This window comes from Massilia sp. CF038 (assembly GCF_900129765.1).
In the GTDB taxonomy this organism is placed as follows: Bacteria; Pseudomonadota; Gammaproteobacteria; order Burkholderiales; family Burkholderiaceae_D; genus Telluria_A.
Genome location: NZ_FQWU01000001.1, coordinates 1,093,259 through 1,106,425 on the forward strand (window position 1 = coordinate 1,093,259; position 13,167 = coordinate 1,106,425).

The 13,167-nt window shown below is 63.9% G+C and carries 15 protein-coding genes; 8 read left to right on the forward strand and 7 right to left on the reverse strand.

Annotated elements, in window-relative coordinates:
* The first annotated feature begins 1 nt into the window (after nucleotide 1).
* Nucleotides 2-463 carry a YdeI/OmpD-associated family protein gene (locus tag BUC24_RS05035; protein ID WP_229448035.1) on the forward strand — a complete coding sequence of 154 codons (462 nt, stop codon included), beginning with the start codon at nucleotides 2-4 and terminating at the stop codon, nucleotides 461-463.
* A gap of 28 nt (nucleotides 464-491) precedes the next feature.
* Here BUC24_RS05035 and BUC24_RS05040 read toward each other — a convergent pair whose 3' ends face one another.
* From BUC24_RS05040 to BUC24_RS05060, 5 genes are all read right to left on the reverse strand, one after another.
* Nucleotides 492-1,052: a hypothetical protein gene (locus BUC24_RS05040; protein WP_073213007.1), complete on the reverse strand. Its 561-nt coding sequence runs from the start codon at nucleotides 1,050-1,052 to the stop codon at nucleotides 492-494.
* A gap of 67 nt (nucleotides 1,053-1,119) precedes the next feature.
* Nucleotides 1,120-1,536, reverse strand: a complete 417-nt coding sequence (locus BUC24_RS05045) for a hypothetical protein (protein WP_073213008.1) — start codon at nucleotides 1,534-1,536, stop codon at nucleotides 1,120-1,122.
* Nucleotides 1,536-1,943, reverse strand: a complete 408-nt coding sequence (locus BUC24_RS05050) for a hypothetical protein (protein WP_143167388.1) — start codon at nucleotides 1,941-1,943, stop codon at nucleotides 1,536-1,538. The genes BUC24_RS05045 and BUC24_RS05050 overlap by 1 nt, the downstream gene beginning before the upstream one ends.
* 558 nt (nucleotides 1,944-2,501) lie before the next feature.
* Entirely contained in the window at nucleotides 2,502-3,914 is a 1,413-nt protein-coding gene (locus BUC24_RS05055; RefSeq protein ID WP_073213010.1) for a M16 family metallopeptidase, read from the reverse strand.
* Between the two features lie 11 nt (nucleotides 3,915-3,925).
* Entirely contained in the window at nucleotides 3,926-5,329 is a 1,404-nt protein-coding gene (locus tag BUC24_RS05060) for a M16 family metallopeptidase (RefSeq protein WP_229448036.1), read from the reverse strand.
* Between the two features lie 352 nt (nucleotides 5,330-5,681).
* Here BUC24_RS05060 and BUC24_RS05065 point away from each other — a divergent pair, with 352 nt between their 5' ends.
* On the forward strand, nucleotides 5,682-6,368 hold the full coding sequence (locus BUC24_RS05065; RefSeq protein WP_143167389.1) for a methyl-accepting chemotaxis protein: 687 nt from the start codon (nucleotides 5,682-5,684) through the stop codon (nucleotides 6,366-6,368).
* Here the strand turns inward: BUC24_RS05065 and BUC24_RS05070 are convergent.
* Nucleotides 6,365-7,657 (reverse strand): GMC family oxidoreductase N-terminal domain-containing protein, encoded by a 1,293-nt coding sequence (locus BUC24_RS05070; protein ID WP_073213012.1) that lies wholly within the window; start codon nucleotides 7,655-7,657, stop codon nucleotides 6,365-6,367. The two genes, BUC24_RS05065 and BUC24_RS05070, sit on opposite strands and share 4 nt — an antisense overlap.
* 150 nt (nucleotides 7,658-7,807) lie before the next feature.
* Here BUC24_RS05070 and BUC24_RS05075 point away from each other — a divergent pair, with 150 nt between their 5' ends.
* From BUC24_RS05075 to BUC24_RS05085, 3 genes are read left to right on the forward strand one after another with little or no spacing between them, the layout of a single operon-like run.
* Nucleotides 7,808-8,008, forward strand: a complete 201-nt coding sequence (locus BUC24_RS05075) for a hypothetical protein (protein ID WP_073213013.1) — start codon at nucleotides 7,808-7,810, stop codon at nucleotides 8,006-8,008.
* 33 nt (nucleotides 8,009-8,041) lie between these two features.
* Nucleotides 8,042-8,812 (forward strand): GIN domain-containing protein, encoded by a 771-nt coding sequence (locus BUC24_RS05080; RefSeq protein ID WP_073213014.1) that lies wholly within the window; start codon nucleotides 8,042-8,044, stop codon nucleotides 8,810-8,812.
* Nucleotides 8,813-8,858: 46 nt separating this feature from the next.
* Nucleotides 8,859-9,470, forward strand: a complete 612-nt coding sequence (locus BUC24_RS05085; RefSeq protein WP_073213015.1) for a tetratricopeptide repeat protein — start codon at nucleotides 8,859-8,861, stop codon at nucleotides 9,468-9,470.
* 24 nt (nucleotides 9,471-9,494) lie between these two features.
* Here the strand turns inward: BUC24_RS05085 and BUC24_RS05090 are convergent, their stop codons facing one another.
* On the reverse strand, nucleotides 9,495-10,364 hold the full coding sequence (locus tag BUC24_RS05090; protein ID WP_143167390.1) for a CAP domain-containing protein: 870 nt from the start codon (nucleotides 10,362-10,364) through the stop codon (nucleotides 9,495-9,497).
* Nucleotides 10,365-10,520: 156 nt separating this feature from the next.
* Between BUC24_RS05090 and BUC24_RS26570 the strand changes: the two genes are divergently transcribed.
* Genes BUC24_RS26570 through BUC24_RS05105 form a run of 3 tightly spaced genes read left to right on the forward strand, consistent with a single transcriptional unit; the run spans nucleotide 10,521 to nucleotide 13,161 of the window.
* Nucleotides 10,521-10,871 carry a zinc finger Ran-binding domain-containing protein gene (locus BUC24_RS26570; protein WP_143167391.1) on the forward strand — a complete coding sequence of 117 codons (351 nt, stop codon included), beginning with the start codon at nucleotides 10,521-10,523 and terminating at the stop codon, nucleotides 10,869-10,871.
* Nucleotides 10,872-10,913: 42 nt separating this feature from the next.
* A complete protein-coding gene (locus BUC24_RS05100; protein ID WP_073213018.1) occupies nucleotides 10,914-12,134 on the forward strand; it encodes a DUF1444 domain-containing protein in 1,221 nt (406 codons plus the stop codon).
* 40 nt (nucleotides 12,135-12,174) lie between these two features.
* Nucleotides 12,175-13,161: an NAD(P)H-quinone oxidoreductase gene (locus BUC24_RS05105; protein ID WP_073213019.1), complete on the forward strand. Its 987-nt coding sequence runs from the start codon at nucleotides 12,175-12,177 to the stop codon at nucleotides 13,159-13,161.
* The last annotated feature ends 6 nt before the right edge of the window (nucleotides 13,162-13,167 follow it).

Below are 13,167 nucleotides of genomic sequence, written 5' to 3' on the forward strand. Positions count from 1 at the left end.
CATGCCCCACTTTATGTATCAGGGTGCGATTCTGTGCAATATGTCAGCCTTCAAGGCGCACTGCGCTTTCGGCTTCTGGAACGGGGGCACCATGTTCCCTGCTGGGCAGAAGGAAGCCATGGGACATCTGGGCCGGATCAGCGCGTTATCCGATCTGCCGCCGCCGGAAACGCTGCACACCTACATCAGGCAGGCGATGACATTGAGCGAGGCGGGCGTGGTGCGGGCGCGCCCGAAAACCGCCCCGCGCGCATTGCTGGTACCAGCCTATTTTGCCGAAGCGCTCAAGGCCAATCAGGCAGCGCGGCAGGTGTTCGACGCGGGCAGCCTGAGTTTTCGGCGCGAGTACGTCGACTGGCTCGAAGAAGCCAAGACCGAGCCGACCCGCCTGCGGCGCATGGCGCAGGCGCTCGTGTGGCTGGCCGAAGGCAAGGGCCGCAACTGGAAATATCAGAATTGCTAGCGCCGTAACGGCGGCGCCGTCGCGGCGCTTAGCGCGGTACGAAAATAATCAGCCCGGTTGGCGTCACGCTGCGGAATCCCACTGCGCCATTCTTCGCCGTTCCCATCGACTGATCGCATGAATATGCCGGCGCCTGGAAGGGGACTTCCCGATTGTTTTGGTCTGCAATTTGCAACTGGCAGGAATTGGCGCCGTTGTTCAGCTTGAGCAAGGCGCGGTAAGACGTGTTCGCTTGCGGCGTGAAGGTGGCCGTCACGGAACAGTAGTCATTCCCGCCAGCGCCAAAGCGGGTCCAGGAGGTGGCCACGCTGGCAGTAAAGGGTTTTCCGGCCGGGATTTTGATCGTGCTGTGCTGATCCTGATCCTTCATGAAACCCTTCCTGGCGATCGACACCGACTTGGCGCAGGTGGTGGCATCCGCATAGGCGTTCACCAGGCTGATTTTCATTGTGGCCGCACCAGGCACGTCGTTGTGCACAAACACATCGAGCGTCGTACCCGATTCCTCGCCGCCGGCCGGCGTCTGGGTGGCGCATCCCGCCAGTGCCAGGGTGGCGCAGAGCAGGGCGGGGGACAATTTGTTCAGCATGGATGCACTTTCTTGGAAGGTGGAGTCAGCAGACGTAATGATAGCAGGTGACCCTGCCCCTGGCGCCCTAGTGGCCGCACTCATCGGCTGCCCGCGTCAGCGCCTGCAGTTCCCGAATACCGATTCTCGTGCTCGGGTCCTCCAGCACAATCTGATTGAGGCACGACTCGTCCGCAGTATCGATCACAAACACGTAACGCCGTCCCGCCTCGGGCGTAAAGCGAAGGCCAATGGCACACCGAACCTGACGCTCGCGCCGCTCAAACACAATGTGCAGGGGACGGCCCGCCGGGATGGCCGCAAAGCCATCGGCTGATGCGGCCAGCTGTGCCGTGCCGCTCGCCAGGCACAGCTGGCTGTTGATGACGGGAGAGGTCTTCAATTGCGCGGCTGGCATCCCGGCCTGGGATTGATACACCGGCGTGGCGCACCCCGCTGCGGTCAGAGCCGCCAGCATGCCCGCTGCAATAGCGCTACGGTTCATTACTGGTCCTCCTTGAGCTGCGCTTCGAGCTCGCGCAGCAGCTGCGCGGTGGACAGCAGCCCGGGGCCGGGCGCATCTTCCAGAAGAATATAGGCCAGGGCCGACGGCCGCTGCACCAGCGTGGTGACCTGCGGCGCGGCGCTGCGCTTGTCGGCAAGCGCATCGGGCAGACTTTGATACAGCGCGAAGTAGGGCTTGTTTGCCTGCGCAGCGATCTGGGCGCAGCGCAGCAGCGTTTCGAGACCGGCCCTGTGCATCGTGACGTGACGGCCGTGGTAGCGCACCGTAATCAGCCTGCCGGGACCTTGCTCCTCCCAGTAAGGTGCGGGCCGCAAGAAGGCCAGCGCGTCATTGCTTTTGGCGGGCAAGCAGGGGGCCAATGCCAACGCCAGGACCAGCGGCGCCATACGCAATAGCGTGCGGCGCGCGGGCGCTGTGGCCAAGATGGAGTAAGACAGGAACGGGTGCATGGGCAACAGTATAGCCGTTCGAGCATCGCCTTCGCGAAGGCGGTGTGGGTTACTTATTGGTCTCGAACTTGCCGTATTCTGTGCGCTGTTCGACGACCGCGCCGATCCACTGGCGCCCGAACATCGCCCTCGCGAAGGCGGGGGCCCATACCGCTTTTCCGAATTCGGACAGATGGCATGGGCCCCCGCCTCCGCGAGGGCGATGTGGTGGTTTGCTTATTGGTGGCGAACTGGCCGACCGCGCCGATCGACTGCCGCCCGAACATCGCCCTCGCGAAGGCGGGGGCCCATACCGCTTTTCCGAATTCGGACATATGGCATGGGCCCCCGCCTCCGCGAGGGCGATGTGGTGGTTTGCTTATTGGTGGCGAAATGGCCGACCGCGCCGATCCACTGGCGCCCGAACATCGCCCTCGCGAAGGCGGGGGCCTATGCCACTTTTCCGAATTCGGACAGATGGTATGGGCCCCCGCCTCCGCGAGGGCGATGGGGTGGCTACTTGTCGGTTGCGAACTGGCCGTATTCCTTGAGCTGCTCGGCCACCGCGCCCGGGTCACCCACCACGATGATGGACTGGCGCTCCGGCGCAAAATACTTCTTGCCCATCTCGCGTACCTGCTCGGGACTGACCTTTTCGATCTTGGTCACGTACTCGCCCAGGAACTCGGGTGGCAACCCAATCAGCCAGTTGCTGGCCAGCGTCGCGGCAACGGCCTTTTGCAGCTGGTTGTTGATCAGGTAGCCGCCGGCGACGTAGCGCTTGTTCATCTTCATCTCCGCTTCAGGCACCAGTTCGGTGCCGATCTTGCGGTATTCGCCGAAGAATTCCTTGAGGGCGGCGCCCGTGACTTCATTGCGCACATCCGCACCGCCGACGATGCCGCCGCCGTTCCGATAGGTGCGGGCACCGGCGCTGGCACCGTAGGTATAGCCTTTTTCTTCACGCAGATTGATGTTCACGCGGCTGCTGAAGCCACCACCGAGGATGGTGCTGGTCAGGCGCAGCGGCACCAGGTCGGCCGTGCTGGCAGGTACGCCCGTGCTGGCCAGGCGCACGGTCGACTGCACACTGCCTTCGCGCGTGAGCACCTGGCGCACCGGCTTGACCTCAGTCGGCGCCGGTGGCGTTTCGGCCAGTGCGGCGCCTTCGGCCTTCCAATCGCCAAACGCGGCGCCAGCCATCTTCATGGCCGCGTCGACCGTAACCGGGCCGGTGATGACGAGCAGCGCGCGGTCCGGACGGAAGCGCTTGCCGTGTTCGGCTTTCAGGTAGGCGTCGGTCACCGACGTGATCGATTCCACGGTGGCAGTGGTGGTGGCATACGGATGGTCGCCGTAGATCACTTTGTTCAGTGCGCGCTCGACCCGGAAACTAGGCTGCGCTTCGGATGCCTTCAGGCTTTGCAGCGCATTGCCCTTCGCCAGTTCCACCTCGCTGGCCGGGAACGAAGGGCTGCGCGCCACTTCGGCCAGCAGCTGCAGCATCGGGGCCGCGTTCGAAGTGAGGGCGTTGCCGAATACGGTCACGCCATCGTGGCTGGCGCTGGCGGCGACTGCACCGCCCAAGCCCTGCGCGGTTTCGGCGATGGCGCGCGAATCACGCTTGGTGGTGCCTTCGTTGAGCAAGGTGGCCAGCATGCTGGCAAACGCAGGGTGCTGCTTGTCGTCGGCAGCGTAGCCGGCGCCGCGTACGGCCAGCACGAAGTCGACGCGGGGCAGGCCTTTGCGTGGCACCACCCATACGGTCAAGCCATTGGCCAGGGTCTTCTTGGTGATCTGCGGGGCGGGAATCGGCTTGTCCTTGCCAAATGGCGGCAGCTTGGCCAGGGCCGCATCGACCTCGTTGGCAGCCTGCACGGCCGGGACAAACAGCATCGAAACAGCCAGTGTCAGCATCAGTTTTTTCATGGATGCTCTCCTTAGTTCTTGGTAGCGGTAGGGGCGGGCGCGGTGGCCGGGGCAATGACCGGTGCCGGTGCCGGTTTCGGCGCCAGCTTGCGGTCGATGACGGTGCGGTTGGCGCGAGTCAGGTAAGTCGCGGCAGCGCGCTGCACGTCGGCCGAGGTCACGCCTTCAATCCAGCCCGGAATCTTGTTGACCACATTGGCGTCGCCCCACAGGGTCTGCAGCTTGGCCAGGGTGTCGGCGCGGTTGATGAAGGCTTCGTTGGTGTCGTACCAGTCGGCCAGCATGCGCGTCTTGACGCGCTTGAGGGTGGCGGCGTCGACGCCGTCCTTGATCACCTTGGCGATTTCTTCGTCAATGGCGGCCAGCATGGCGTCGGCGCTGGTATTGGGCTTGTACAGCGCGAACACGGTAAACAGGGTGGGGCCGTCGAACTCCCATGGGCTGGTCAGCCCGTACAGCGAGTCGATGTTGAGCGACAGCTCGCGGCCCTTGACCAGTCCCTGGTACAGGATCGACGCGTCACCGCCGGCCAGCAGCTCGCCCAGCACGGCCATCGGCGCCTGGTCCTTGCTGCCGCGGTCGGGCATTTTCCAGGCGGCGGCAATGGCCGGCACCTGGGCCAGGGTATCGAACTGTTCGACCCGCTTCTCTGCGGTGTTCAGTGGCTCTTTGAAGTCCGTCATCGGCGGCGTGGCGCGCTTCGGAATGGCAGCGAAATACTTCTTGGCCAGGGCGAAACCCTGTTCTGGCGTGACGTCGCCAGCAATCGACAGCACGGCATTGTTGGGGCCATAGTAATCGCGGTGGAAGTTGCGCACATCGTCCAGGCTGGCGCCTTCCAGATCCTTGAAGCTGCCATAGCCGTCGTGATTGTTTTCCCACTTCTGGAAAGCCTGCTGCGAGATGTCGATCCACATGAAGCCGCCGTAGGGCTGGTTCTTCACGTTGACGCGGATTTCTTCCTTGACCACGTCCTGCTGGTTCTTCAGCGACGATTCACTGAAGTCGAGCGTCTTCATGCGGTCCGCTTCCAGCCAGAGGATGGAATCGAGGGCGGACACCGGTGCCGTTTCAATATAGTTGGTGAAGTCGGGACGGGTCGAGCCATTGTTGCGGCCACCGCCGCCAGTGATGGCTTTGTCGAATACGCCCTTGGGTGCGTTTGGCGTGCCCTGGAACATCAAGTGTTCGAACAGGTGGGCAAAGCCAGTACGGTTTTTCGGCTCCAGGCGCATGCCCACGTGGTACACCACGCTCACGCCAACGGTGGGCGAGCTGTGATCGGGGGAGACGATCACGGTCAGACCGTTATCGAGCTTCTTGACGCTGACCGGAATTTTCCAGCTGTCGGTGGACGCGGCCATGGCCGACAGTGACAGGGACAAGCCTGCCAGTAAAACAGGAACGTGACGCATACGCATAAACACCTCAAAAAGAAAGCACTGAGAGCTGATAATCTTGCCCGAAACCAATGCCGCATGGATTGCCGGCGCGGCGAAGCATCTTATACCTTGCCATGGCAGGACAGCAAATCTTTTCAAATCGTTAAAATGGCATATATGCATATGGCGTAAGGCCTGCTTCCCGGTCAGCGTGCTGCTTCAAGATGGCGCTCCGTGTGCCAGCTTGGTGCTTCCGATGCCAGCCGATGCGCGCATTTGGTGAGCGCGGCCGCGGCCCCCGGGCAGGGGCACTGGCACGATTCATGCAAAGGACGTGGGATCGATGGCCGCGATCCGGCCCAACCCGCACGCAAAGGAGCGCGCCATGCTCGAACAGATCGTTACCATGGACACGGCGGCCGAAACCTCGTTTGCCGACCTCAAGCTCTCGGGCGATGTGTTTGGCGCGCTGATCAACCTGTCCGGCCGGCGCCGCTTCACGTCCCAGCGCGTGGTGCTGTATGCGGTGCTCGCCTCCATGGGCCATGAGGGTGCCATTGCCACCGCGCGCGAAACGCTGGCGCAATTTCGCGATGCGCATCTCACGCTGGTGGAAGGCAAGCGCGGCTTGCCGGGCATTTTTTGCGGCCAGCTGCACGATGCCTACTTCGGTACCCTGCAGGGCGACCGCGTGATTCGCCAGTTCATCGACCTGGCCGATGCCACCCTGGCTGCCATTGTGGACGATGCCAAGGGCGCGCCGGCCCTGCTCGACGAACTGGTGCGCAGTGCCACGCCCCTGCTCAGCGTCCTCAATGGCCTGACCCTGGTGTACGAGGAGCAGTCCAAGCGCCATGCGCAGACCCAGCGGCGGCAGTTGCAGTCCATGATGGGCAACATCAAAACCATCGCCCGCCAGGCGCGCATGGTCGCCTTCAACGCGCAGATTGTGGCCGCGCGCGCGGGCAGCGAGGGCAAGGAGTTTGCCGCCGTGGCCAGCACCATGACCAGCATCACCGCTGAAATTGACGATCTCGCGCACGAAGCGCTGAACGGTTCGCTGGCCGCTTAAGCGCTGTCGGCCAGATGCGTGCCCAGACGCTGCCCCAGTGCCAGCAGGGTCAGCGTGGGCGGCAAGCCCCATGCCTGCGGAATGACAGAGGCGTCGCACACATATAGGCCATCAGCGGCCGCACGCAAGTTGTGGTCAACCCCGGCACCAATGCGCACACTGCCACCCGGGTGGGCCGCGAAGTGCCAGCTCTGGAAGACATGGCTGGCGCCACAGGCAGCCAGCACCTGGCGTGCCAGTCCCACCCCTTCATCGAGTTTGTTGCGGTCGGCCGGGGTCAGCGTCTTGTCGGCCCAGCGCGGACCGACACTGCCGCCAATGTCATCGCGGATTTTCACCATGATCGACAAGGTGCGCGCGTGGGCGGACAGGCGGTCCAGGCGGCCCACCTGCGCTGTGAAGCCCTGGTACATCGGCCGCGGCAGCGTCAGGTCGGCCAGCGAAATACCCTGCACATCGAGCCGCATGCCGGCTGCCATCGGCACCTCGGCACCGCCATCGAGCCCGTCAACGGTGCCCATCACCGCCACCACCGGGTCGCTGAAAAAAGCGCTCTCACGCGGGCCCAGGCCGCTGGCGTGCAGCAGGCGCGGGCTGCCGATGCCGCCGCCGGCCAGCACCACGGTGCTGGCGCGGGCGCTGTGGCGTTCGCCCTGGTGCCGGTAGACCACCCCGATGGCCTTGCCGTCTTCCAGCAGCGCGCGTTCGACCGTCGCCTCGCTCAGCAAGGTGGCGCCAGCCGCGCAGGCCTGTTCGACAAAGTCGCGCGCACTCCATTTGGCCCCGAACGGACAGCCGTAGGCGCAGCGCCAGCAGCCGCTGCGGCAGATCTGCGGGCGGATCATTTTGTCCAGCTTGTGCCATTCCAGGCCCAGTGAACGGGCCCCGGCCATGATGCGGCTGGCCATGGGCCCGAGCAGGTGGTCGGGCAGTGGCCCGATCGGCAATTCGGCGCGCAGGGTGCGCACTTCGGGCACCAGGTCGATCCCGTGGGCGGCAAACATGGCTGCCGGCGGATCGCTGGCCGTGGCAAAGTTCAGACTGGAGCTCCCCCCGACGTTGACGCCCTGAACTAGCAGCGAGGCATCGCGGTGCACAAAAGCGCTGCGCCCGGGGACAGCGCCAAAGCGCGCCATCTGCCCCAGCGTGCCCTTGAGCGGCGCCCCCGACCCCTGTTCCAGGATCAGCACGCGCCAGCCGCGCTGTGCCAGGGTGCGCGCTACGCTGGCGCCGCCGGGGCCGCTGCCGGCCACGATGGCGTCATAGTCAGGGGAGAGGGGCTGTTTCATGGGCGTCAGTATCGCCTGATACCGCAAATTCGTCGACTGGGCCGCGAAATATGCATTTCGTCGCAATCCGGTGGCGTCCCCAGGGCGCTCTGGCTACAGTGATCACATCGCGGAACACATTCCACTACCCAAACACCAAGGAGCCACATCATGAACATCGCTAAAAACATGGAAGTCATCTTCGTCGCTGCACTGGCCATCATTGGCGCCACCAGCTTTGCCAATGCCTCGTCGGTGCCGGCCGCAGCAGCGCCGCTGGCTGCCACTGCCATCGACAGCAGCGCGCCCATGCAAGTTGTTACCGTCAGTGCCAAGCGCCTGACTGCCGCCGAAAAAGCTGCTGCCCAATAAATCGATGCCGGCCGCCGCAATGGAGACGAATGCATGAACCAGTTGATGAAGCTTGGTATGACAGCGGCCTTGCTGGCCGGCGCCACGGCGGCCCTGGCCGCGCCCAGCGAGCCTGGCACCGAAACGCGCAGTGTCGAGGCGCGCATCGTGCGCGTCAAGCTGGACGGGGTGATCGATCTCAGGCTTACGCAAGGGCCGGTGGCCTCGCTTGTCATCAGTGGCGACAGCGCCCTGCTGGCCAAGGCCACCACGCGCCAGGACGGCGACACCATGATCATCGGCACCACTGCCCGTGGCGGACATGTGAGTGGGCGGACCAACAGCTTGCGCGCCGAACTGACCTTGCCGGCGCTGCGCGAAGTTACCTCCGACAGCCTGGGCTGGACCGAGGTCAGTGGTTTCAAGGGCGAGCAGCTCGACCTGCGCCTGGAGGGCGCCGGGTCGATGAAAGTCAATTGCGATTACCGCTTCATGAACGTGGTGCTGGGCGGCGTGGGCAGCATGCAGATCCAGGGTGTGAACATGGAAGGCATCGATCTGAACCTGCGCGGCGCCGGGGTGGTGAATCTGCGCGGCAGCGGCAAGGTGCTCAAGGCCAGCCTGGGCGGCCTGGGCAGCCTGGACGCGCAACAATTTCAGGTCGATACTGTCAATCTCGATCTGAGTGGACTGGGCAATGCGGTCGTGTCAGCCCGGCAGAATGCCAATCTGAGCCTGAGTGGCCTGGGCTCGGTCACGGTGTACGGCAAGCCGGTCAACCGCGCAGTGAGCGTCGATGGTCTGGGCAAGGTAAGCTGGAAATAATGAACATGGGATCCCAAAAAACTGACCCCGGTGCGATACGTCCGACATGAAAAAACTCTTCCTAGCGTTACTGCTTGCGTTTGGCGTCAGTGCCCACGCAAGCGCCGGTTTCACCGAGGGCGCCACTGCGTACAACGCAAAAAATTACGCACGCGCGCTGAAAGAAATTACCCCGCTGGCCAAGGCCGGCAGTCCCGATGCCCAGCATTTGCTGGGTTTGATGTACTACATGGGACGCGGCGTGGCGCGCGATTACGCGCAGGCGCTGGTCTGGCACCGCAAGGCGGCTGAACAGGGCAAGGCCGACGCGCAGTATGTGGTCGGTGCCATGTACTACACCGGTAACGCGGTGGCAATCGACCACAAGCTGGCGGTGTACTGGTTTCGGCGCGCGGCGGAACGGGGCCACCCGGACGCACAGCATGCGCTGGGCCTGATGTACCGCTACCACGCGGCCGGCCTGCCGCAGGACAAGGTGCTTGCGTATATGTTGTGGAACCTGGCGGCGGCCAGCGGGCATGCCAATGCTGCCGAGCAGCGTACCGAGATCGCCAAGCGCATGAGTGCTGAACAGATCGAAGAAGCGCAAGCCTTGTCGCGCACCTGGAAACCGGGCCAGCCGCTGCCGGCCAGTTCGCGCAGTGGCGCCAGCAGCTAGGCGCGTGACTGACGCCCCCCGGCTTTAGCGGCGCGGGGTGCTCAGCACCTGGGTCCAGTAGGCATTGCCGCCGCGCCGTTCGCGGTCCAGCGCGTAGGCGCCACCCATCTCGGTAAATGCCGGATTCATCAGGTTGACGCAGTGGCCCGGGCTGTCGACCCAGCCGGCCACCGCGTCTTCGGCCGTGCCCACCCCCAGGATGATGTTTTCGCCTGCCAGACCCCAGGTATAGCCTTCGCGCGTGATGCGTTTGCCGACCGTGCTGCCGTCCGAACCGGTGTGGCTGAGAACGGCTTCGTGCGCCATGTCGCGGCTGTGTTCGAGGGCGGCGTCGGCCAGCTTGCTGTCCCATTTCAAGGGCGGCGCGGCGGGGAAGTCGCGTCCGCCACAACTGCGGCCGGTGGCGCGCGCGGCATTGGCAGCGCGCAGCATGGCGCGGCCCGCGTCCTTCCAATCCTTCAGCTTGCCTTCCATCAGGGGCTGGGCCAGCACGATTTGCCAGGTACTGCCTTCGCGCACTACGCCGATGTCGGCAAAGCGGGCGTCCAGCATCATGCGGCAATTGCCCTCGCGCAGAATAGCCATGACCCCGCGCGCATCGCTCACACCCGACACCTTCAGCGCTTCCGAATGGCGTGGCGTGTAATCGGCGTGTTCCAGGGCTTGCTTCAAGTCGCGGCCGGAATCGATGCCCAGCTGCGCCAGTGCCCCTCTGGTCTTGAGCGCGGACAGCGGCGCCACGCGGCGGCCTTCGCAGCTGCCAGGTGCGGCGCGCCAGGCGTTGATCAGGCTGACCAGCTGGTCGCCTTCGTTGGCGCGCGCAGGTGCGGCCAGCATGAGTGCGGCAGATGCAAGGCTCAGGCAGAGCAGGTTGGCGGGGATCGATAGGGTCACGAACTGGTCCAGTGCGAAAAGGTGTGAATGCGCGGCACGATGCCAGTGAGGGTGCTTTCCGTCAATACTGGTTGCATCCGGTTACGAATGCGTCCGCACGGCTGCCTGCTTGGCAGGTTTGTTATGATCCGTTCATTGTGTTTACCGAAAGCAGAGATGAAGCACCCCGCACCTGCCTATGACTGGACCTGCCAGCGTTGTCGCGCGGAGAACAAAGCGCACACGGAACGGTGCTCCAGCTGTGGATTTGGCGCGCATTTCACTGCGCAGGAACTGGCCGCGGCGCTCACATCCGACATGGAGCCCGTTGGTGGCGCGGCGGTGGGACTCTTGTTTGTCGTGATCCTGGGTCTGGTCACGGTGGGTTTCCATCTGCTGCTTCCTGATTGGCCTTTCTGGCTCGAACCCCGTCTGGTGCTGCTGGGTGTGCTGGCGGCTTTGCTGCCCGCAGCCGGTGTGTTGAAATGGTATGAACATCTCACGCGAAAGGACGCGTCTTCGTCGTAAAGGTGATTTTGGTATATTGCGTATTTACAAACGGGAGCTGTCTTGGGATTTTTTGATTTCTTCAAATCGACGCCATCGCCGGAACGATTCACCGGCATTGCCGCCAAAGGCTTGCGCGACGCCGGCTTCAGCGCTCCGATCCAGGTCGACCAGGACGAGTTCCGTCTGCTGCTGGGTGAGGATGGCAAACAAATCTTCAACCTGAATAATTTCTATCGTGATTACTGCCGCGTGGACAAGGCCGAACGCGGCAACGTCATGCAAAGCTATATCCAGAGCATGATGGGGCAGGAGCTGCCCAAGACCTTTGCTGAAGCGCGTGCCAAATTGCTGCCCGTATTGCGCAGCCATTCGATGATCGAATACGTCGCGCTTGCCGTTGCCGGCGAAACGGATCTGAACAAGTTGCCGGCATCGTCGCCCTTCAGTGCCGACGCGGCCATCATGATCGCCTACGACACCGAGCATTCCATGATGACCCTGACTGGCAGCACGCTGACAGACTGGAACGTGAGCTTTGAGACGGCGCTGGCAGCGGCCATCGATAATCTGCGCGACGCGACCATCTCCAGCTTCGAGCAACTGGCGCCGGGCCTGTTCCTCGGCACCTGGGATGACGCCTACGACACCTCGCGCCTGCTGTTCCCGGACGTGGTCTACCAGCTCGGCATTGGCGGCGAGCCACTGGCGATGGTGCCCACGCGCAGCCGTTTTCTGGTCGCATCAAGCAATGACAGCGACGCGCAACTGACCATGATCGCCCTGGCCCAGCAATTCGTCGAAGAGGAGGGGCGCCAGTTGTCGGCCCTGATGTACCGCTACGAAAACGGCCGTCCGCAGGCGTGCACGCCCACCGATCCGGCAGTGGCGGAGCGCCTGGCTGTGTTCCGCCGCAGGAGTCTGGCCGAAGACTACGCGGGCCAGAAGGACATGCTCGACAAGGCGCACGAAAAGAACGGCACCGATGTCTTCGTGGCCAGCTTCCAGGTGCTGGCCTCCAACGAAACCGGGCGCCAGGCCAGCTTTACGGTCTGGACCGAAAACGTGGACACGCTGCTGCCGGAAGCCGACCTGGTGGCCCTGGTCTCGACGGCCGAACTGGAACAGGGCAGTTCCGGTCCGCCCAAACTGGTGGCCTGGCAGGATCTGCAGGCGGCCACCGGCGCCTTCGAGCAGTTGCCCGGGCGCTACCCGGCGCGCTACAAGCCGGCCAACTTCCCCAGCCCGGCCATGCGCGACGCGCTGCCTGCGACCGAACTCTAAGGCGCGTACAATCGGCGGCTTTCCCCCAATGAGAATGACGATGCGCGCGATTGAAATCAAGCAAGCTGGTGGCCCCGAGGTATTGCAGCTTTGCGAACGCCCCGTGCCGGTCCTGAAAGCAGGCGAAGTGCTGATCAAGGTGCATGCCGCCGGCGTCAACCGGCCCGATGTGCTGCAGCGCCTTGGCCATTATCCGGTGCCGCCGGGCGCCTCCGATCTACCTGGCCTGGAAGTGGCGGGCGAAATTGTCGACGGCGACCTGAATGGCAGCCCGTTCAAGAAGGGCGACATGGTCTGCGCGCTGGTGCAGGGCGGCGGCTACGCCGAGTATTGCGCTGCACCCTTGCAGCAGTGTCTGCCGGTGCCGGCAGGGCTCAGTGCCCTGGAAGCGGCATCCCTGCCTGAAACCTTCTTCACGGTCTGGAGCAATGTGTTCGACCGCGCCCGTCTGTCGGGTGACGAAACCTTGCTGGTGCAGGGCGGCAGTTCCGGGATCGGCGTGACCGCCATTCAGATCGCGACCGCGCTCGGCCACCGCGTGTTTGCCACCGCAGGCAGCGACGACAAGTGCCGCGCGTGCGAAGAGCTGGGCGCGGAGCGGGGCATCAATTACCGCACCGAGGACTTTGTTGCCGTGGTCAAGGAACGCACCGGCGGCAAGGGTGTGGATGTGGTGCTCGACATGGTGGCTGGCGACTATCTGGCGCGCGAGATTGATTGCCTGGCCGATGACGGCCGCATTGCCCTGATCGCGCTGCTGGGTGGCGCCAAGGCCAATGTCGATCTGGGGCAGGTGCTGCGCCGGCGCCTGTCCATTAGCGGGTCAACCCTGCGTCCGCGCCCGGTCGCCTTCAAGGCGGCCATTGCCTGGCGTTTGCAGGAAAAGGTCTGGCCGTTGATTGAGGCGGGCAAGATTCGACCGGTGATTTTCAAAACCTTCCCCCTGGCCCAGGCTGCCGAGGCGCATGCCTTGATGGAAAGCTCCACCCACGTCGGCAAGATCATGCTGCAGGTCGACGTTGTGTAATTTGCC

Bases quoted from the DNA above. Each gene is read 5' to 3' on its own strand.
- BUC24_RS05045 (WP_073213008.1), bottom strand. From the start codon at position 1,536: ATGAACCGTAGCGCTATTGCAGCGGGCATGCTGGCGGCTCTGACCGCA.
- BUC24_RS05065 (WP_143167389.1), top strand. From the start codon at position 5,682: ATGCTCGAACAGATCGTTACCATGGACACGGCGGCCGAAACCTCGTTT.
- BUC24_RS05035 (WP_229448035.1), top strand. From the start codon at position 2: ATGCCCCACTTTATGTATCAGGGTGCGATTCTGTGCAATATGTCAGCC.
- BUC24_RS05075 (WP_073213013.1), top strand. From the start codon at position 7,808: ATGAACATCGCTAAAAACATGGAAGTCATCTTCGTCGCTGCACTGGCC.
- BUC24_RS05085 (WP_073213015.1), top strand. From the start codon at position 8,859: ATGAAAAAACTCTTCCTAGCGTTACTGCTTGCGTTTGGCGTCAGTGCC.
- BUC24_RS05055 (WP_073213010.1), bottom strand. From the start codon at position 3,914: ATGAAAAAACTGATGCTGACACTGGCTGTTTCGATGCTGTTTGTCCCG.
- BUC24_RS05105 (WP_073213019.1), top strand. From the start codon at position 12,175: ATGCGCGCGATTGAAATCAAGCAAGCTGGTGGCCCCGAGGTATTGCAG.
- BUC24_RS05080 (WP_073213014.1), top strand. From the start codon at position 8,042: ATGAACCAGTTGATGAAGCTTGGTATGACAGCGGCCTTGCTGGCCGGC.
- BUC24_RS05050 (WP_143167388.1), bottom strand. From the start codon at position 1,943: ATGGCGCCGCTGGTCCTGGCGTTGGCATTGGCCCCCTGCTTGCCCGCC.
- BUC24_RS05070 (WP_073213012.1), bottom strand. From the start codon at position 7,657: ATGAAACAGCCCCTCTCCCCTGACTATGACGCCATCGTGGCCGGCAGC.
- BUC24_RS05060 (WP_229448036.1), bottom strand. From the start codon at position 5,329: ATGCGTCACGTTCCTGTTTTACTGGCAGGCTTGTCCCTGTCACTGTCG.
- BUC24_RS05040 (WP_073213007.1), bottom strand. From the start codon at position 1,052: ATGCTGAACAAATTGTCCCCCGCCCTGCTCTGCGCCACCCTGGCACTG.
- BUC24_RS26570 (WP_143167391.1), top strand. From the start codon at position 10,521: ATGAAGCACCCCGCACCTGCCTATGACTGGACCTGCCAGCGTTGTCGC.